This window comes from Mycobacterium sp. NGS22, assembly GCF_059813095.1.
Window position 1 is genome coordinate 1 of sequence record NZ_JCALDY010000049.1, and the last position, 19,004, is coordinate 19,004.

Sequence of the window (19,004 nt, forward strand, 5' to 3'; positions counted from 1 at the left end):
TCGGGAGTGCGTTGAGTCTGCGCTGAGGGTGCCGCCTTCTCGTACTTTGTGCCCTGAACGCAGAGTCAGCGGACGGCGGGGGTCGGGAGTGCGTTGAGTCTGCGCTGAGGGTGCGTCCTTCTCGCACTTTTGCGCCCTGGACGCAGAGTCAACGGACGGCGGGGTCGGGAGTGCGTTGAGTCTGCGCTGAGGGTGCGTCCTTCTCGCACTTTTGCGCCCTGAACGCAGAGTCAACGGACGGCGGGGTCGGGAGTGCGTTGAGTCTGCGCTGAGGACGCCGCCTTCTCGCACTTTTGCGCCCTGAACGCAGAGTCAACGCCAAAGCAGCTATGACAGCCGCTCGATCACCATCGCCATACCCTGCCCGCCCCCGACACACATGGTCTCCACACCGAATGTCTTGTCGTGGGTCTGCAGGTTGTTCAGCAGGGTAGCGGTGATGCGCGCACCCGTCATGCCGAACGGGTGGCCCAGCGCGATCGCCCCGCCCGAGACGTTCAGCTTGTCCTCGTCGATGCCCAGCTCGCGCGCCGAGCCCAGCACCTGCACTGCGAACGCCTCGTTGATCTCGAACAAATCGATGTCGTTCACCGACATGCCCGCCCGCCCCAGCGCCTGCTTCACCGCCTCGATCGGGCCCAGGCCCATGATCTCCGGGGACAGCCCGCTCACACCCGTGGCCACGATGCGCGCCAACGGCGTCAGGCCGAGTTCCTTGGCTTTGGTGTCGCTGGTGATCACGACCGCGGCGGCGCCGTCGTTCAACGGGCAGGCGTTGCCCGCGGTGACCGTGCCGTTGGGCCGGAACACCGGCTTGAGCTCGCTGATCTTCTCGTAGGTGGTACCCGCGCGGGGGCCGTCGTCGGTGCTGACGGTGCTGCCGTCGGGCAGGGTGACCGGGCTGATCTCACGCTCGAAGAAGCCGTTCTTGATCGCCTCCTCGGCGCGGTTCTGGCTGCGTACTCCCCAGTGATCCTGGTCTTCGCGGCTGATGCCGGTCAGCGCGGCCACGTTCTCGGCGGTCTGACCCATCGCGATGTAGATGTCGGGCACGTTCCCGTCGGCGCGGGGGTCGTGCCATTCGTCGGCACCCGCGGCAGCGGCGGCCGTGCGCTGCTGGCCCTCGTCGAACAGCGGGTTCTTGGTGTCCGGCCAGGAGTCGGCGCTGCCCTTGGCGAACCGGGACACCGTCTCCACACCGGCCGAAATGAACGCGTCGCCCTCGCCGGCCTTGATCGCGTGGAACGCCATGCGGGTGGTCTGCAGCGACGACGAGCAGTATCGGTTGACGGTGGTGCCCGGCAGGAAGTCGTAGCCGAGCTGCACGGCGACCACGCGCGCGACGTTGAAACCGGACTCACCGGCCGGCTGGCCGCAACCCAGGATCAGGTCGTCGATCTGGTGCGGGTTCAGTGCCGGCACCTTGTCGAGTGCGGCGCGCACCATCTGGGTGGCCAGATCGTCGGGCCGCATGCCGACCAACGAACCCTTCATGGCGCGGCCGATCGGTGAACGGGCAGTTGAGACGATGACGGCTTCGGGCATGACGGCTCCCTCGGAGAGTGGCGCAGATGGGAACGCCCACCCGGCCCGGCTAGGACGAGACGCAATAAATCTAGTCGCTACCCGTCGACCGTCTCCGCGACGGGTGCTGCCTGGCGCCGCCACAGCCGCGACAAAATCGTGCGTCGCTGCTCGCTGCTGCCGCCGGCCAGAGCGGTGGATCGAGAAGGCAACGGCGGCAACGCAATTCCGGCCTTCTCACTCAGAGCTTGATGCATGGCCAGCAGTAACTCCTCGGCCGCCAGTGCGTAGGTGGTGGCCGACGGGTGGTACCGGTCCGCGGAGAACATCAACTCGGGAGTGCCGCTGCGGAAACGCGGTGCCAACAGCAATGCCAGCGGCACCGGCACACCGCCGGCAGCCCGCACGGCGGCGGCTTGGGCGCGGGCCAACTGCGAACCGCGGGTATGCGCCAGGTGGCGCAACGGCTGCGGGATGGCGGTGATGACACCGAAATCCGGGCAGGTGCCCACCACCACCACGACGCCCCGGTTGCGCAGCTTGCGCACACACGAGCCCAGCCGCTGCGCCGACGGGCCGACCCCGTTGAGTGCGGTGATGTCGTTGGCGCCCAGCATGATCACCGCCGCGTCCGGCGGCGGACCGGCCACGAACATCGCGTCGACCTGTCCCACCAGACCTTTGGAGGTGGCACCGACGATCGCCTTGGTGCTCAACCGGATCCGCATGCCGGTCTGCTCGGCCAGCTTGCGCGCGATCAGCACGCCCGGCACGTGCTCGGCGCTGCTGCATCCGTAGCCGGTGGCGGTCGAGTCGCCGAACATCATCAGGTGCAGATCGAACGGCGTTCCCCGCCGCCAGCGCTGCACCGGCGCACCGCCGGGCGCGTAGACGCCGTCGGCGCGCGGCGGCATGTCGAAGGATTTCGGGATCACGGTTCGCACATGCGTCGCCTGACCCACCAGCAGGTTGCGTGCGCCCAGATAGGCCGTGCCCGTCGAGGCGAGTGCACCCGCAGTGGCCAGAGCGATCGTGGAACGCCGTGGCACGCGCATGCTCACGGATCTAGTTTAGAACTGTTGTGCTCATTTCGTGGGTAGCTGAAGAACAAACCGGTTACGGTGTGAAACAAATGCGATATCGAACTGAATAAACGGATGTCGAGTGGGTAATCGGCTGCCAAGCTAAGTTTGCGAGCTCGGCACCATCGAACTCGTCACATGCTGTATCGGACTACAACGGCGTAGGAAGTGTTGAGCATGACCGCTCCAAGTAAGGTCTCCGGTTCACCCAGAGTCACGATTCGCCCGCGCGACGCGCTGAAGGCCCGTAGACTCGAAGCCCGCAGGTTTGCCATCAGTGACGGCGCACCCGTCGAGGTGGTCGAGGCCGGCCCAAGTGTCGCTGCGCGGTTAGCCACGCTTGCGACGCGCGTCACGATACGACCCGTTCTGGCTGCCGGTAGCTACGTCCCGCACCTGCCTTGGCCCTGGGGTTTGATCGATCATGCGGCCCGCGTGCTGCTGCCCGCGACCAACTGTGTACGAGCCGAGGTGAAGCTGCCAAATGCTTGCGCGCAACTGGTTCGGGCATCCGGTGTGCTGCCCGCCGACGGTACCCGACGGGTCGTGCTGTACCTGCACGGCGGCGCGTTCCTGACCTGTGGAGCAAATTCCCACGGCCGACTGGTCGAGACACTGTCGAAGTTTGCTGACGCGCCCGTTCTCGTCGTCAACTACCGGCTGATGCCCAAGCATTCCATCGGGATGGCTCTCGACGACTGCTACGACGGCTACTACTGGTTGCGCGAGCTGGGATACGACCCGGAGCAGATCGTGCTGGCCGGCGACTCCGCCGGCGGCTACCTGGCGCTGTCCCTCGCGCAGCGGCTGCTGCGTGAAGGCGAGGAGCCCGCGGCGCTGGTGGCGATCTCGCCGTTGCTGCAGCTGGCAAAGGAAGACAAGCAGGCCCATCCGAATATCAAAACGGACGCAATGTTTCCGTCCAGGGCTTTTGACGCGCTTGGTCAATTAGTTGCTAGCTGTGCGGCGAAGAACAAGAAATTCGGTCGTCCCGAAGATATCTACGAACCGCTCGAGCACATCGAACCCGGCCTGCCGCGGACGTTGATCCACGTGTCCGGCTCTGAGGTGTTGCTGCACGACGCACAGTTGGCGGCACGCAGGCTGGCCGCGGCGGGGGTGCCGGCCGAGGTGCGGGTCTGGCCGGGACAGGTGCACGACTTCCAGGTCGCCGGACCGGTACTGCCCGAGGCGGAACGCTCGTTGCGGCAGATCGGGGAGTACATCCGCGAGGCGACGGGTTAGCGGGCGAGGCCACGGGCTAGCGGGCGCGACGGGCCAGCAGGCGACGCGAGGGCCAGCGGTCGGCCCGAGTGCGGCGCCGCGCGAAACCGCCTGAGACCATAGGCGCATGCGAATCGCGCAGCACATCAGTGACCTCATCGGCGGTACCCCGCTGGTTCGGCTGAACTCCGTCGTCCCCCCAGGCGCGGGCGTAGTGGCCGCCAAAGTCGAGTACCTCAACCCCGGCGGCAGCTCCAAGGACCGGATCGCCGAGCGGATGATCGATGCCGCCGAGGCCAGCGGCGAACTGAAGCCAGGCGGCACCATCGTCGAGCCCACCTCGGGCAACACCGGTGTCGGACTGGCTCTGATCGCCCAGCGCCGCGGCTACAAATGTGTATTCGTCTGCCCCGACAAAGTCGGCGAGGACAAACGAAACGTGTTGCGCGCGTATGGAGCCGAGGTCGTGGTGTGCCCGACGGCGGTGCCGCCGGAGGATCCGGACAGTTACTACAGCGTGTCCGACCGACTGGTGCGCGAAACCGAGGGCGCGTGGAAACCCGACCAGTACTCCAACCCGGAGGGTCCGGCTAGCCATTACGCCACCACCGGCCCGGAGATCTGGGCCGACACCGACGGCAAGGTCACCCACTTCGTCGCCGGCATCGGGACCGGCGGCACCATCACCGGCGCGGGCCGCTACCTCAAAGAGGTCTCCGACGGGCGGGTGCGCATCATCGGCGCCGACCCGGAAGGCTCGGTGTACTCCGGTGGCACCGGCCGGCCCTACCTCGTCGAGGGCGTCGGCGAAGACTTCTGGCCCGCCGCCTACGACCCGGCGGTGCCCGACGAGATCATCGCCGTCTCGGACTCCGACTCATTCGACATGACCAGGCGATTGGCGCGTGAAGAAGCCATGCTGGTCGGCGGATCCTGCGGGATGGCCGTCGTGGCGGCGCTGAAAGTCGCCGAACAGGCTGGACCGGACAGCTTGGTCGTCGTCCTGCTGCCCGACGGCGGACGCGGCTACATGGCCAAGATCTTCAACGACGCCTGGATGTCGTCGTACGGGTTCCTGCGCAGCCGCCTCGACGGCTCGGCCGCGGAGGCAACGGTGGGGGATGTGTTGCGGCGCAAGTCCGGTGCGCTACCCGATCTGGTGCACACCCATCCGTCGGAGACCGTGCGCGACGCCATCGGCATCCTGCGCGAGTACGGGGTGTCGCAGATGCCGGTCGTCGGCGCCGAGCCTCCGGTGATGGCCGGTGAGGTCGCGGGCAGTGTCTCCGAACGCGAACTGTTGTCGGCGGTGTTCGAAGGTCGCGCCAAGCTGGCCGACGCGGTGTCGCAACATATGAGCCCGCCGTTGCGGCTGATCGGGGCAGGTGAACTGGCCAGCGCGGCAGGCAAGGCGTTGCGCGACTGGGACGCGCTGATGGTGGTGGAGGAGGGCAAGCCGGTCGGGGTGATCACCCGCTACGACCTGTTGGGCTTCCTGTCCGAGGGAACGCGACGACGCTAGTATCCCGCTAAGTTCAGCTAGTCCTCGTCGGAAGGTTGCCCATGACCGCTCAGCCGCCCCCCGGCGGGTCCTACCCACCCCCGCCTCCGCCGCCCGGGTCGTCCGGCGGCTCACCGTCGGGCGGGTTTCCGCCGCCGCCGAACGCCGGGGGCGGTGCCGGATTCAATCCGCCTGCGGTCGCCGGTGCGGCACCGCCACCGCCGCCGCCCGGTGGCTACCCGCCGCCGCCACCACCCACGGGTGCGGTCGCACCGCCGCCGCCCGGCCCGGCGATCAGGGAGCTGCCGACGGAGTCCTACACCCCGTGGGGAACCCGGGCGCTTGCATTCCTGATCGATTTCGCCCCGGTGCTGGTCATCGGTGCAATCACGACGGCGATAGCGCTGGTCGTGCCGGACGACTCGATCGTCGCCACGCTGCTGAATTTGGTGGCAAACGGGGCGATCGCTGCCTACGTGGTTTGGAACTACGGCTACAAGCAGGGCGTCACGGGGTCGAGCATCGGCAAGTCGATCATGAAGTTCAAGGTGGTCAGCGAGGTCAGCGGCGACCCGCTGGGATTCAGCATGTCGTTGGTGCGCCAGCTCGCGCACTTCGTCGACGCGATCATCTGCTATGTCGGGTTCCTGTTCCCGTTGTGGGATAAGACGCGTCAAACCCTAGCCGACAAGATCATGACAACGGTCTGCCTGCCACTCTGATCCGAATCGAGTCAATCGGACCGGATGCGGGTCCCGCGGCCGGACGAGAGTGAACACAGGGCTTTGAAAGTGCAAGCAGGGCGGGAGAATTCGCGATTTCCCGCCCTGGCTTCACCCTGGAAGCCATAGCTTCACGCTCAAGGCCGTAGGCGCACACTCAATGCCCGAGCGGCGCTGGACGCGATTAGGCTGGCCCTCGATGAGCGATGAACACGTCTTCACCGGCCTGGCCACCAAGGCGATCCATGCCGGCTATCGCCCGGATCCCGCGACCGGCGTCGTCAACCCCCCGATCTACGCCAGCAGCACCTTCGCCCAGGACGGGGTCGGCGGCCTGCGCGGCGGGTTCGAGTACGCGCGCACCGGCAACCCGACCCGGTCGGCGTTGGAGGCCGCGCTGGCCGCGATCGAGGACGGCAGGTTCGGGCGCGCATTCAGTTCCGGCATGGCCGCGACCGACTGTGTGCTGCGCGCCGTGTTGCGACCCGGGGACCACGTGGTCATTCCCGACGACGCCTACGGCGGCACCTTCCGGCTGATCGACAAGGTCTTCACGCAATGGGGCGTCGCCTACACCCCGGTGGCGCTGTCAGACCTGGACGCGGTGCGGGCAGCCATCACTTCGCAGACGCGGTTGATCTGGGTGGAGACGCCGACCAACCCGCTGCTGTCCATCGCCGACATCGCCGGTATCGCCCAGTTGGGAGCCGAGACGTCGGCGAAAGTGTTGGTGGACAATACCTTTGCCTCACCCGCGCTGCAGCGCCCGCTGACGTTGGGCGCCGACATCGTGCTGCACTCGACCACCAAGTACATCGGTGGTCACTCCGACGTCGTGGGCGGCGCGCTGGTCACCGACGACGAAGAACTCGACCAGGCGTTCGCGTTCCTGCAGAACGGCGCGGGCGCGGTGCCGGGCCCGTTCGACGCGTACCTGACCATCCGGGGAATCAAGACTCTGGTGTTGCGGATGCAGCGGCACAGCGAGAACGCCGCAGCCGTCGCGCAATTCCTGGCCGAACATCCGGCGGTGAGCGCCGTGCTGTACCCCGGCCTGCCCGACCACCCCGGTCACCAGGTCGCCGCGCGGCAGATGTCCGGTTTCGGCGGCATGGTGTCGGTGCGGATGCGCGCCGGACGGCAGGCGGCCGAGCAGCTGTGTGCCGGCACCAAGATCTTCATCCTCGCCGAATCGCTGGGCGGGGTGGAATCGCTGATCGAACACCCCAGCGCCATGACGCACGCGTCCACTGCCGGGTCACAGCTGGAAGTTCCTGACGACCTGGTGCGACTCTCGGTGGGTATCGAAGACGTCGCCGACCTGCTCGGTGATCTCGAACAGGCGCTGGCCTGACTTCCCGCCGGTCTGCGTCTCCGCCGAGCGTGAAACTGACGACGCGACACCCCGCTCAGGCGTCGCGCGCTTCACTCTCGGCGCCCTAAGCAGGACTCAGGAGTGGTAGGGCTCCGCGCTGACGAGCGTCACCTCGACCGTGTTGCCGCTGGGCACCTTGTAGCTGCGGGTTTCGCCGACCTTGGCGTCGATCAGCGCGCCACCCAGCGGTGAATTCGGCGAGTAGACCTCAAGCTTGCCGTCGTTGACGCCCTCTTGGCGGGTGGCGATCAGGAAGGTCTCGCTGTCGGACTTGTCGCCGTTGTAGTAGACCTTCACCACCGAACCGGGCAGCGCGACACCGGACTGCTTGGGCGCCTCGCCAACCTTGGCGTTGTTGAGCAGATCCTGCAGCTGCCGGATGCGGGCTTCCTGCTGGCCCTGCTCCTCGCGGGCGGCGTGATATCCGCCGTTCTCCCGCAGGTCCCCCTCTTCGCGGCGGTCGTTGATTTCAGCGGCGATGACCGGACGATTGGCGATCAGCTGATCGAGCTCGGCCTTGAGTCGGTCATGTGACTCCTGGGTCAACCAGGTCACCTGAGTGTCCGTCATCTCGTGGCGCTCCTTGCTTTGTCGTTCCGCGTATTCGCGTGAATACTGATCCCGCTTCGGGGCCAGTCCCCCCGCCCCTAATGCAGCAATACACGGTCCCAAGCAGGACCGTGCACTCGACTACGTTACCACCGCGCTAACCGATGATGACTGACATATCCGCAGTTCGGCGTTTGTCGGGCGGTCACGGCGAGCGCAGATAGGCGGGTATGTCTGTGCCGCAGCCGTATACGTCCGCGATCACCGGCGGCTTGCTGGATTTCAGGGTCGCGGTGACCTGCACCGTGGCCTGCTCGGCCGGCGGCACCAGCACCTCGCGCCGGCCGGTCTCGCTGCCGTCCTTGGACCGCACCCGCACGATGCAGTCCACCGGGCGCGACGGGTCCTTGCGGGTGACGCTGATGATCACCGAGGCCGTCTCGTCGTCGATCACTTGATAGCCCGCCAGCGTCCCGGTGACCGGGGCAGTGCCGATCCGCTGGTAGCCGACGACTGCGATGGCGATGCCCGCCGCCAGGGCCGCCGCGGTCAGACCGAGGATCACCCAACGCCGTGATTTCCGGGAGAGGCGGGTGCGGCCGTAGCGTGCCTCGGGACGCTCGAGCGAATCGTCAGTCATGCCCTGGGGAGTTGTGGGGTACAGGAGAACTGGAATTATAGGTGGCACTCGACAGAGCCGGACGAACACTAGGGAGCACGTGAGCAAGCTGCGGTTGATGGCGGTACATGCCCACCCCGACGACGAATCCAGCAAGGGCGCCGCGACCCTCGCCCGGTACGCCGATGAGGGTCACCAAGTGCTGGTGGTGACGTTGACCGGTGGTGAACGCGGCGACATCCTCAACCCCGCGATGGACCTGCCCGACGTACACGGACACATCCACGAGATCCGCCGCGACGAGATGGCCAAAGCGGCCGAGATCCTGGGCGTGGAGCACACCTGGCTGGGCTTCGTCGACTCCGGCCTACCCAAAGGAGACCCGCCGCCGCCGCTACCCGAAGGCTGCTTCGCGCTGGCGCCGCTGGAGACGTGCACCGAGGCGCTGGTGCGGGTGGTCCGGGAGTTCCGACCGCACGTGATGATCACCTACGACGAGAACGGCGGTTACCCGCACCCTGATCACATCCGCTGCCATCAGGTTTCCGTCGCCGCCTACGAGGCGGGCAGTGACCACCGGCGGTTCGCCGATGCCGGCGAACCCTGGACGGTGTCCAAGCTCTACTACGTGCACGGTTTCCTGCGGGCCCGGATGCAGCTGTTGCAGGACGAGTTCGAGAAGCACGGCCAAAAGGGGCCGTTCGACAAATGGCTCAAGCACTGGTTGCCCGAGCACGACCACTTCGAGAAACGGGTGACCACCCGCGTGGAGTGCTCGGCGTATTTCGGCCAGCGTGACGATGCGCTGCTCGCGCACGCCACCCAGATCGACCCGAACGCCGAGTTCTTCGCCGCCCCGATCTCGTGGCAGGAGCGGCTGTGGCCGACCGAGGAATTCGAGCTGGCCCGCTCGCGGGTCCCGGTGGCACTGCCCGAGACCGACCTGTTCGCCGGAATCGAGCCGGACCAGTGAACGCCCTTCTGCTCACCGTGATTGCAGACGGCGGCACCCGCAACCCCGGCCCCGACTTCGGCAAGGCCAGCCCGCTGGGCTTGTTGATCGTCGTGCTGCTGGTCGTCGCCACGGTCTTCCTGGTGCGCTCGATGAACCGGCAGCTCAAGAAGGTCCCCGAATCGTTCGACCGGCAGCACCCGGAACCGGACCAGGCCGCCGACGACGGCACCGACACGGTCGACCGCGCCGACCCGGGGTCCGACGGCGACGGACCCGCGCGGCCGGCCGCTCATGACCCCGGCTGACGGCGCGGGCACCAACACCCTCGCGCAGGCCACCAGCCCCTACCTGCGCCAGCACGCCGACAACCCGGTGCACTGGCAGCAGTGGACGCCGCAGGCGCTGGCCGACGCCGCCGCGCGCGACGTGCCGATTCTGTTGTCGATCGGGTACGCCGCCTGCCACTGGTGTCACGTGATGGCGCACGAGTCGTTCGAGGACGACGACGTCGCGGCGGCGATGAACGCGGACTTCGTCTGCATCAAGGTCGATCGCGAAGAGCGGCCCGACATCGACTCCGTCTACATGAACGCCACCGTCGCGTTGACCGGGCAGGGCGGCTGGCCGATGACGTGCTTTCTGACCCCGGACGGCCGGCCGTTCTTCTGCGGCACCTACTACCCCAAAGACAGCTTCTTGCAACTGCTTTCGGCGATCAGCGACACCTGGCGGGAACGTCGCGGTGAGGTCGAGGAAGCTTCGGACCACATCGCCGGGGAGCTGCGCTCGATGAGTTCCGGTCTACTCGGTAGCGGTCCCGACGTGGCCCCGGAACTGTGCGACCATGCCGTCGCCGTCGTACTGGGCGAACAGGACACCGTCCACGGCGGCTTCGGCCACGCCCCCAAATTCCCGCCGTCGGCGTTGCTGGAGGCACTGCTGCGCAACTACGAGCGCACCGGGTCGCCCGCCGCGCTCCAGGCGGTGACCCGCACCGGCAACGCGATGGCCCGCGGCGGCATCTACGACCAACTGGCCGGCGGCTTCGCCCGCTACAGCGTCGACAGCGCCTGGGTGATACCGCATTTCGAGAAAATGCTGTACGACAACGCGCTGCTACTGCGGGTTTACGCGCACTGGGCGCGGCGGACCGGGGACCCGCTGGCGCGCCGGATCACGGCGCAGACCGCTCGGTTCCTGCTCGACGACCTCGTCGCGGACGACATGTTCGTCTCTTCGCTGGACGCCGATGCCGACGGCCGCGAAGGGTCGACCTATGTGTGGACGCCCGCGCAACTGACCCAGGTGCTGGGCGCCGATGACGGTCGTTGGGCGGCAAGGGTTTTCAATGTCACCGAGTCGGGCACCTTCGAGCACGGCACCTCGGTGCTGCAATTGCTCAGCGACCCCGACGACCTGGCGCGACTGGAGACCGTCCGGGCCCGGTTGCTGGCCGCCCAGCATACCCGGGTGCAGCCCGGGCGCGATGACAAGGTGGTGACCGCCTGGAACGGACTGGTGATCACCGCACTCGTTGAAGCCGGCGTCGCGCTCGGCGACCCGGAGCTGGTCCACGCGGCCCGGCGCTGCGCGAGCGCGCTACTCGAACTGCACGTGGTCCACGGCCGGCTGCGGCGCGCCAGCCTGGGTGGAGTGGTGGGCGAGAGTGCGGCGATCCTCGAGGACCACGCCATGCTGGCTGTCGGGCTCACGGCGCTCTACCAAGCCACGGCCGACGGGCGATGGCTTGTCTCGGCCACCGGGCTGCTGGACGCGGCGGTGCAGCATTTCGGTGATCCGCAGCGGCCCGGCCGGTGGTTCGACACCGCCGACGACGCCGAGCAGCTGGTGCTGCGGCCGACCGACCCGCTGGACGGCGCCACCCCGTCCGGCGCGTCGTCGATCGCTGAGGCGCTGCTGATCGCGGCGCATCTGGTGGACGGGCCACGCGCCGAGCGTTATCTGCAAGTCGCGGGCGCGACCCTGGGTGCCCACTCGGTCTTGCTGGCGCGCGCGCCCAGCTCAGCCGGACATTGGCTGGCCGTCGCCGAAGCGGCCGTCCGCGGACCGCTGCAGATCGCGGTGTCCTGCGCCGAACCGTCGTCGTTGTTGGCCGAAGCCCGCCGGCTCGCCCCCGGCGGAGCGATCGTCGCCGGCGGCCCGGTGGACTCGTCGCCGCTGCTGGTCGGACGCGACCGGGTCAACGGCGCCGACGCCGCCTATGTGTGCCGCGGTCGGGTCTGCGATCTGCCGGTCACCGGCGCCGACCAACTCGCGTCGGCCCTCGGCGTGCCCGGGTAGTAGCGTGCGTCCCATGCCGAACGCCGCCGACCGTGTCCAGCTGATCACCGACACGGTGCACCGCTACATCAAGACCGTGAGCGACGGCAGCGCCGCGGATCTGACCGCGTTCTACGCCGACGACGCCACGCTGGAGGATCCGGTCGGCGGCGAAGTGCACATCGGCACCCGCGCCATCCAGGGTTTTTACTCGGTAGTGACAGGCGCACAACGTGAATGCGAACTGGTGACGCTGCGAGTCTGCGGCAACGAAGCGGCGTTCCACTTCCGGCTCACGGTCACCATCGGCGACCACACGATGCGCATCGAGCCCATCGAGACGATGGTGTTCGACGACAGCGGCAAGGTCACCGCGATGAAGGCTTACTGGTCAGCGGCCGACATGACCCAGCTCTAGAACGCGATCTAGAAGACGACGAACCACATCGCGATGTAGTGGCAGATCGCCGCGACCGCGGTGCAGGCATGGAAGAACTCGTGGTAGCCGAAGGTGCTCGGCCACGGGTCCGGCCACTTCACCGCGTAGAGGACGCCGCCGATGCTGTAGAGCGCGCCGCCGACGAAGAGCAGCACCATGGCCGCGACTCCGGCGTTGTGCAGGATCGTCCCGGTGTACCAGACCGCGACCCAGCCCAGCAGGATGTACAGCGGCACCCCCACCCAGCGCGGCGCCGAGGGCCACAGCATCTTCAGCGTGACTCCGGCCAGCGCACCGCCCCAGACGATGGCCAGCACCACGTGGCCGTCGTGGCCCGGTAGGGCAAGCAGCGCGAACGGTGTGTAGCTGCCCGCGATGAAGACGAAGATCATCGAGTGGTCTGCGCGCTTCATCCAGGTCCGCGCGGTGGCAGACTTCCAGTTCACCCGGTGATAGGTGGCGCTGACGGTGAACATGATGATGGTGGCGAAGGTGTAGAGCATCGTCGCCAGGCCGGCTTTGGTGGAATCCACCGCCCAGGACACCGCCACCAGCGAGGCGCCCGCGGCGACCGCCGTGCCGGCCGAGTAGACGTGGATCCAGCCGCGGAAACGGGGCTTGGTCAGGACCTTGGCGACGCCCTCGACGATCTGGTGCGCTGCGCCTTCGACTGCATCCTGGGCGGTCTGCACCGGCGAGGATTCGTCCTTTTCCTGCTCAGCGTTGGTGAGCGTGCTGGTTTGGCTGCTCATCTGTCCTCGTCTGTGATCTACCGATGGGGTCATATCAGGTTAGCGAAATCAGCTGAGTAGAACCTGATGGACATTCAGTGATATAGCCGGAATTCGACCCGAGAAACTGGCGCACGTCACAGTAGGGTGATCCTCGTGGAGATCGTCCCGCCGCGGCTCAAGGAGCCGTTGTACCGGCTGTACGAGCTGCGGCTGCGGCAGGGTCTGGCCGCGACGAGATCCGAGTTGCCGCGTCACATCGCGGTCTTGTGCGATGGGAATCGCCGCTGGGCGCGCAGCTTGGGCTACGACGACGTCAGCGTCGGTTACCGCATGGGGGCAGTCAAGATCGCCGAGATGCTGCGGTGGTGCCAGGAAGCCGGGATCGAGATGACCACCGTCTACCTGCTGTCCACCGAGAACCTGCAGCGCGACGCCGACGAGCTCACCGCCCTGATCGAGATCATCACCGATGTCGTCGAGGAGATCTGCGCGCCGGCCAACCGCTGGAGCGTGCGTACCGTCGGCGATCTTGCGCTGCTCGGCGAAGAGCCGGCGCGTCGACTGCGCGACGCGGTGGACTCCACTCCGCAGAACGCCACCTTTCACGTCAACGTCGCGGTGGGCTACGGGGGACGGCAGGAAATCGTCGGCGCGGTTCGGGCCCTGTTGAGCAAGCAACTCGCCAACGGCGCCAGCGCCGAGGAGCTTATCGAGGCGGTCACTGTCGAGGGCATCTCGGAGAACCTCTACACCTCCGGGCAGCCCGACCCGGACCTGGTGATCCGCACCTCGGGGGAGCAGCGTCTGTCCGGATTCCTGCTGTGGCAGAGCGCCTATTCGGAGATGTGGTTCACCGAGGCGCACTGGCCGGCGTTTCGGCGCGTGGACTTCCTGCGCGCCCTGCGCGACTACACCATGCGGCATCGTCGGTACGGCAAGTAGCCGATCCGGTTCGATAGCGTCCCGGCGTTAGCTGGCAGACCGCTCTGTCTACCCCCGAAGGGGTCTGTCGGCGTGGGCGGCGGCGTGCCGTCGTTCGTGACATCCGCGACCGCAACTGTCACGCGCACAACGTCGCCGCGCAGCCGCAACTACGCCCTCTAGCAAACTTTAATACCGCGGGTTGCCCGCTTGCGACAAGGCTGTTTCATCCACGATTCCGAGCACCGAAAGCATTTCGTATTCAACTTGCGTCAGTACCGGGCCCTATGTTTCGAGGTATCTGACAGATTGTCAAACACGTTGCAGCACAACTAATTCTGAATAACATGCCCGGCTGTCTGAGAAGACCTCGATGAGTCAGCAGTGGATGATTATGAATTCAAACACTGTCCGGCAAACATTCGGTGATGGGCCCGCGGCGGGCGTCCGGGCGGATGCCGGATAAGCCCTCCAGAAAAATCTGAAAATTCCTGTTTCAACTTCTGGCATTTCGTTGTCGAGAGCATGTACATTCCCCATTCGAGTGACCTCGTCAGCTATGAACCACAGGAGTTTCAGCGATGTCGTATTTGGTGGCTGCCCCGGATCTGTTCGCCTCGGCCGCGGCGAACTTGGAGATCTTGGGAACGTCGATCACCGAGGCCCACGGCGCATGGTCGGCACCCATCGCGTCGTTGTTACCGGCAGCCCGCGACGAGGTGTCGGCGGCCATCGCCGCGTTGTTCGGCACGCACGCGCAGGGCTATCAGGCGCTGAGCCTGGAAGCCCAGACGTTTCACCAGCAGTTCGTGCAGGCCTTGAGTTCGGCGGGTGGTGCCTACTCGGCCGCCGAGGTCGCCAACGTCAACCCGTTGCAAGCCGCGACGGATCTGATCAACGCGCCCACACAGGCGCTGTTCCAGCGCCCGCTGATCGGCAACGGCGCCAACGGCGCGGCGGGGACCGGCGCCGCCGGCGGTGCCGGCGGCCTGTTGTGGGGCAACGGTGGGGCAGGCGGATCCGGCGCGGCCGGTCAGGTCGGCGGTGCCGGCGGCGCCGCCGGGTTGTTCGGTAGCGGTGGCGTCGGCGGTGCGGGCGGCGTGGGGGCCAACGGTGGCGTCGGTGGCGCCGCCGGATGGTTCGGCAACGGCGGCGTCGGCGGCGTGGGCGGTGCCGGTGCCAACGGCGGTATGGGCGGTTCGGGCGGGATGCTGTACGGCAACGGCGGTACCGGCGGCGCCGGCGGCATCGGTGCCGGTCCCGGTCTGACCGGCGGTGTGGGCGGCACTGGCGGAAACGCCGGCATGTTCGGCGCCGGCGGTGTGGGCGGTGCCGGCGGGGCCGGCGGGACCGGTGACCCGTCGTCGCTCATCGCCGGTGGTACCGGTGGGGCGGGCGGTGCCGGTGGTAACGGCGGAACGCTGTTCAGCACGGCCGGTGCCGGTGGTGCCGGCGGCGCAGGTGGATACGGCGGTGACGGCGCGGACGCCACCGTCGCGGGTGCGACGGGCAGCGCCGGTGGTCAGGGCGGTAACGGTGGCGCCGGCGGCGCGGCCGGTGGCACCGGCCTGTTGGGGGCCGGCGGAGTGGGCGGTGCCGGTGGTGCGGCCGGGCTTGGCGGTAACGGCGGCGTCGGCGGCGCCGGCGACATCGGCACTCCCGATGGCGGTGCCGGTGGTCAGGGCGGTAACGCCGGCGTCGGTGGCGCGGGCGGTGCGGGCTCGCTTGGTGCGGCAAACGGCGCCGCGGGTGCCGCGGCCACCGGCGGTGGCAACGGTGGTACCGGCGGGGCGGGTCTCACCGCCGCAGGTGGCTCGAATGCGGCCGGCGGTAACGGTGGTGTCGGCGGTAACGCCGGATCGGCCGGTAACGGTGGCACCGGCGGTGCAGGCGGTAACGGCGACGGCAGTGCCGCCGGAGGCAAGGGCGGTGACGGCGGTGTCGGCGTGGTCGGCGGGACCGGTGGTGCCGGCGGCGACGGCGGCGTGACCGGCAACGGCGGCGCCGGTGGTAAGGGTGGCGCCGGCGTGGCCGGCGCGGCGGGCGTGAACGCGGTCCTTCCCGGTGGTGCGGGTGGTACCGGAGTGACCGGCGGCACCGGCGGTGTCGGTGGGGCTGGTGGCCACGGCGGCGCGATATCGGGCGACGGCGGCGCCGGAGGCGCCGGCGGTGCCGGAGGTCTCGGCGGAGCCGGCGGCAGCGGCGCCACGGGTGCTGACGCGACCGTGGCAGGTGCCACCGGTGGAACCGGTGGTGTGGGCGGCGCCGGCGGCCTTGGCGGTCAGGGTGGCGCCGGCGGCGTCGGGGGCACCGCGCTGGGTTCCGGCACCGGTGGCGCTACCGGTGCCGGTGGAGTCGGCGGTAACGGCGGCGCTGCGGGACTCGGCGGTAACGGTGGGATCGGCGGTGCCGGTAACTCCACCGTCCGCAACGGTGGCGTCGGTGGCCAGGGCGGAAATCCCGGCAGCGTCGGGGCTGGCGGAGCCGGCGGATTGAACGGCACCGGAACCAGCGCAGCTGCGAGTGGTGCCGCGGGCGCCGCGGCGCTGACTGGCGGCAACGGCGGCGCCGGCGGCGCGGGCTGGAACGCTGTCACGCCGGGCGCCAATGGCGGTAACGGTGGTCGCGGCGGTGCCGGTGGCCTGGTGGGCAACGGCGGTGCGGGCGGTGCCGGCGGCAACGGCGCCATCGGCGCAACCGGCACCGACCCGACCCAAACCGGTGGTGCCGGTGGGACCGGCGGCAACGGCGGTACCGGTGGTGCCGGCGGTGACGCCGGGACGAAGGCGGGCTCTGGCGGGACCGGCGGCCAGGGTGGCATTGGCGGGCAGGGCGGCACCGGCGCAGTCGGCGCCTACGCAGCTGACCCGTCCCAGATCGGCGGTACCGGCGGGGTGGGCGGCGCCGGTGGCCAAGGCGGCGGCGGCGGTCGTGGCGGCCTCGCACAGAACCCGCTCGGCAACCTGGGCGTCGGCGGTGTCGGCGGTGCCGGCGGTAACGCCGGACTCGGCGGTGACGGCGGCCACGGCGGAAACGGCACCATCACCAGCATCCATGGCAGCGCAGGCGGGATCGGCGGTAACGCCGGCACCGTCGGGGCCGGCGGGGCCGGCGGATTGAACGGCAACGGGACCGTCGCTGCCGCGAATGGCGCCGCGGGCGCCGCGGCCACCAGTGGAGGCAACGGCGGTGCCGGCGGCGACGGGTACAACGCCGCCGCGGGCAACGTGACCGGCGCAGCGGGCGGTAACGGCGGCGCCGGCGGTAAGGGCGGTTCGGTCGGCAACGGTGGCGCCGGTGGCGCCGGTGGTAGCGGCGCAGTGGGTGCGCAGGGCGCGACCGGCGGCACCGGTCTGCAGGGTGACACCGGCCAGGCCGGAGGTATCGGCGGCCACGGCGGTGCCGGCGGCGCGGCCGGCTCGCTGGCAGGCAACGGTGGCGCCGGTGGCGCGGGCGGTGCCGGTGGCGTCGGTGGCGTGGGCGGCACCGGTGGTGTCGGTGAGACCGGCCTGGATGGCGGCGGAAGCGGTGGCGTCGGCGGTCAAGGCGGTAACGGTGGCGTCGGCGGTGTCGGCGGTAACGGCGGCGCCGGCGGTGCGGCGGCGAAGGGCGTTGCGGGCGCAGTCGGCGCCGGTGGCGCCGGTGGTAACGGTGGTGCGGCCGGCATCGGCGGCACCGGTGGTGTCGGTGGCGACGGCAACTCCGGCAACATCAACGGCGGTACCGGTGGTCAGGGTGGCGCCGCGGGCACCGGCGGGGCCGGTGCGGCGAAGGGTACTGGCGGGCCCGGCGGCGGTCCGAACGGCGTTACCGGCGCTGCGGCCACCGAGGGTGGCGACGGCGGTGTCGGCGGCAAGGGCTACGCCGCCGAGGCGGGCTCGAACGCAGCCGGAGGTGTCGGCGGCAACGGTGGGGCCGGCGGTGTGCTCGGCAACGGTGGTGCCGGTGGCGTGGGTGGTGCCGGCGACGGCACCGGTGCCGGTGGCGCCGGCGGTGAGGGTGGTGTCAGCGGAGCGCAGGCCGGCAACGGTGGCGCCGGCGGTGAAGGTGGCGCCGGCGGCGAGACGGGTACTGGTGGCATCGGCGGTGCGGGCGGCCTCGGCCAGTCACCGTTGGGTGTCGGTGGTGCCGGCGGTCACGGCGGCACCGGCGGTGCGACGTCTGGTGACGGCGGCGCCGGTGGTGCTGGCGGTATCGGTCAGGCCGGCGGTGGTGCCGGCGGTCACGGTGGCGACGCCGGGGAGGCCGGCAACGGCGGTCACGGCGGCGCCGGTGGTGCGGGTCTGCAGGGCAAGGCCGGTGCGGCCGGGGTCGGCTCGGGTGGCAACGGCGGCGCCGGGGTTGCCGGCGGCTTCGGTGGTGTCGGCGGCAACGGTGGCGCCGGCGGCACGGTGTCCGGTGACGGCGGTGCCGGCGGTACCGGCGGCGCAGGCGCACAAGGCGGTAACGGCGGTCTAGGCGCCAACTCCACGAACCCGACCACGGCCGGCGGCTTCGGTGGAGCTGGTGGCGCCGGCGGTAACGGTGGCGCAGGCGGTAACGGTGGCGCTGCCACCGCAGGCACCGTGGGTGCTGCCGGAGACGGCGGCGCCGGTGGTGGAGCGGGCCTCGGCGGGAACGGCGGCCGCGGCGCCGACGGCACTGCGGGCAACATCAACGCCAGCAATGGCGGCAAGGGCGGCGACGCAGGCGCGGTCGGGACCGGCGGCACGGCGGGCACCGGCTCGACCGTCGGCAACAACGGCACTAACGGCGCCGGGGCGATCAACAGCGGCAACGGCGGCGACGGCGGTAACGGCTTCAACGCCGGCGCGCTCACCAATGGCTCGGCCGGTGGTAAGGGCGGCAACGGTGGTGCCGGCGGTTCGTACGGTGACGGCGGTCACGGCGGTAGCGGTGGCAATGGCGCGACCGGCACCACCGGTGGCGCCAGCGCCGCCGGCGGCACCGGTGGCCAGGGCGGCAACGGTGGAGCGGGTGGCGCCGGCGGATCTGTCTCCGGTGACGCAGGTAACGGCGGCAGCGCCGGAAACGGCGGCCAGGGCGGCCAGGGCGGTAGCGGTGCTGCCGGCTCCACCT

15 protein-coding genes are annotated in these 19,004 nt (G+C 69.3%); 10 read left to right on the forward strand and 5 right to left on the reverse strand.

All coding sequences use genetic code 11. From position 1 onward, the window contains the following. Nucleotides 1–327 precede the first annotated feature (327 nt). Complete coding sequence (locus tag AC5Y47_RS24930) at nt 328–1,545, reverse strand: acetyl-CoA C-acetyltransferase (protein WP_499946926.1); 1,218 nt, start codon at nt 1,543–1,545, stop codon at nt 328–330. 77 nt (nt 1,546–1,622) lie between these two features. Next, on the reverse strand, nt 1,623–2,573 hold the full coding sequence (locus tag AC5Y47_RS24935; protein WP_499946939.1) for an SGNH/GDSL hydrolase family protein: 951 nt from the start codon (nt 2,571–2,573) through the stop codon (nt 1,623–1,625). Between the two features lie 210 nt (nt 2,574–2,783). On the opposite strand from AC5Y47_RS24935, the gene AC5Y47_RS24940 reads away from it, so the two are divergent. The 4 genes from AC5Y47_RS24940 to AC5Y47_RS24955 all read left to right on the forward strand — a co-directional run bounded on the left by AC5Y47_RS24940 (nt 2,784) and on the right by AC5Y47_RS24955 (nt 7,407). Beyond that, a complete protein-coding gene (locus tag AC5Y47_RS24940) occupies nt 2,784–3,851 on the forward strand; it encodes an alpha/beta hydrolase (RefSeq protein ID WP_499946940.1) in 1,068 nt (355 codons plus the stop codon). Between the two features lie 106 nt (nt 3,852–3,957). Next, nucleotides 3,958–5,352 (forward strand): cystathionine beta-synthase, encoded by a 1,395-nt coding sequence (locus AC5Y47_RS24945; RefSeq protein WP_499946927.1) that lies wholly within the window; start codon nt 3,958–3,960, stop codon nt 5,350–5,352. A 41-nt stretch (nt 5,353–5,393) separates the two neighbouring features. Then, nucleotides 5,394–6,053, forward strand: coding sequence for an RDD family protein (locus tag AC5Y47_RS24950; RefSeq protein ID WP_499946928.1), 660 nt, complete (start codon nt 5,394–5,396; stop codon nt 6,051–6,053). Nucleotides 6,054–6,252: 199 nt separating this feature from the next. After that, nucleotides 6,253–7,407, forward strand: coding sequence for a cystathionine gamma-synthase (locus AC5Y47_RS24955; protein ID WP_499946929.1), 1,155 nt, complete (start codon nt 6,253–6,255; stop codon nt 7,405–7,407). Between the two features lie 96 nt (nt 7,408–7,503). On the opposite strand, the gene greA is transcribed toward AC5Y47_RS24955, so the two are convergent. Together greA and AC5Y47_RS24965 are read right to left on the reverse strand one after the other, a co-directional pair. Beyond that, nucleotides 7,504–7,998 (reverse strand): transcription elongation factor GreA, encoded by a 495-nt coding sequence (greA, locus tag AC5Y47_RS24960; protein ID WP_036364008.1) that lies wholly within the window; start codon nt 7,996–7,998, stop codon nt 7,504–7,506. Between the two features lie 184 nt (nt 7,999–8,182). Continuing rightward, nucleotides 8,183–8,617 (reverse strand): DUF4307 domain-containing protein, encoded by a 435-nt coding sequence (locus tag AC5Y47_RS24965; RefSeq protein WP_499946930.1) that lies wholly within the window; start codon nt 8,615–8,617, stop codon nt 8,183–8,185. Nucleotides 8,618–8,696: 79 nt separating this feature from the next. Here AC5Y47_RS24965 and mca point away from each other — a divergent pair, with 79 nt between their 5' ends. From mca to AC5Y47_RS24985, 4 genes are read left to right on the forward strand one after another with little or no spacing between them, the layout of a single operon-like run. Beyond that, nucleotides 8,697–9,569 carry a mycothiol conjugate amidase Mca gene (mca, locus tag AC5Y47_RS24970; RefSeq protein WP_499946931.1) on the forward strand — a complete coding sequence of 291 codons (873 nt, stop codon included), beginning with the start codon at nt 8,697–8,699 and terminating at the stop codon, nt 9,567–9,569. Further along, the gene (locus AC5Y47_RS24975; protein WP_499946932.1) at nt 9,566–9,856 is read left to right on the forward strand and encodes a hypothetical protein; all 291 of its coding nucleotides are present in this window, start codon (nt 9,566–9,568) and stop codon (nt 9,854–9,856) included. Before mca ends, AC5Y47_RS24975 begins: the two co-directional genes overlap by 4 nt. After that, entirely contained in the window at nt 9,843–11,852 is a 2,010-nt protein-coding gene (locus AC5Y47_RS24980; RefSeq protein ID WP_499946933.1) for a thioredoxin domain-containing protein, read from the forward strand. The genes AC5Y47_RS24975 and AC5Y47_RS24980 overlap by 14 nt, the downstream gene beginning before the upstream one ends. 13 nt (nt 11,853–11,865) lie before the next feature. After that, a complete protein-coding gene (locus tag AC5Y47_RS24985; protein WP_499946934.1) occupies nt 11,866–12,249 on the forward strand; it encodes a nuclear transport factor 2 family protein in 384 nt (127 codons plus the stop codon). Nucleotides 12,250–12,257: 8 nt separating this feature from the next. Here the strand turns inward: AC5Y47_RS24985 and trhA are convergent, their stop codons facing one another. Further along, nucleotides 12,258–13,022 carry a PAQR family membrane homeostasis protein TrhA gene (gene trhA / locus AC5Y47_RS24990; protein ID WP_499946936.1) on the reverse strand — a complete coding sequence of 255 codons (765 nt, stop codon included), beginning with the start codon at nt 13,020–13,022 and terminating at the stop codon, nt 12,258–12,260. 135 nt (nt 13,023–13,157) lie between these two features. Between trhA and AC5Y47_RS24995 the strand changes: the two genes are divergently transcribed. Both AC5Y47_RS24995 and AC5Y47_RS25000 read left to right on the forward strand, forming a co-directional pair. After that, on the forward strand, nt 13,158–13,946 hold the full coding sequence (locus tag AC5Y47_RS24995) for a (2Z,6E)-farnesyl diphosphate synthase (RefSeq protein ID WP_499946937.1): 789 nt from the start codon (nt 13,158–13,160) through the stop codon (nt 13,944–13,946). 560 nt (nt 13,947–14,506) lie between these two features. Next, nucleotides 14,507–19,004, forward strand: a 4,498-nt coding sequence (locus AC5Y47_RS25000; protein WP_499946938.1) for a PE family protein, incomplete at its 3' end; no start/stop codon positions are given.

Bases quoted from the DNA above. Each gene is read 5' to 3' on its own strand.
- AC5Y47_RS24930 (WP_499946926.1), bottom strand. From the start codon at position 1,545: ATGCCCGAAGCCGTCATCGTCTCAACTGCCCGTTCACCGATCGGCCGC.
- AC5Y47_RS24955 (WP_499946929.1), top strand. From the start codon at position 6,253: ATGAGCGATGAACACGTCTTCACCGGCCTGGCCACCAAGGCGATCCAT.
- AC5Y47_RS24940 (WP_499946940.1), top strand. From the start codon at position 2,784: ATGACCGCTCCAAGTAAGGTCTCCGGTTCACCCAGAGTCACGATTCGC.
- AC5Y47_RS24945 (WP_499946927.1), top strand. From the start codon at position 3,958: ATGCGAATCGCGCAGCACATCAGTGACCTCATCGGCGGTACCCCGCTG.
- AC5Y47_RS24950 (WP_499946928.1), top strand. From the start codon at position 5,394: ATGACCGCTCAGCCGCCCCCCGGCGGGTCCTACCCACCCCCGCCTCCG.
- greA (WP_036364008.1), bottom strand. From the start codon at position 7,998: ATGACGGACACTCAGGTGACCTGGTTGACCCAGGAGTCACATGACCGA.
- AC5Y47_RS24980 (WP_499946933.1), top strand. From the start codon at position 9,843: ATGACCCCGGCTGACGGCGCGGGCACCAACACCCTCGCGCAGGCCACC.
- AC5Y47_RS24965 (WP_499946930.1), bottom strand. From the start codon at position 8,617: ATGACTGACGATTCGCTCGAGCGTCCCGAGGCACGCTACGGCCGCACC.
- AC5Y47_RS24985 (WP_499946934.1), top strand. From the start codon at position 11,866: ATGCCGAACGCCGCCGACCGTGTCCAGCTGATCACCGACACGGTGCAC.
- trhA (WP_499946936.1), bottom strand. From the start codon at position 13,022: ATGAGCAGCCAAACCAGCACGCTCACCAACGCTGAGCAGGAAAAGGAC.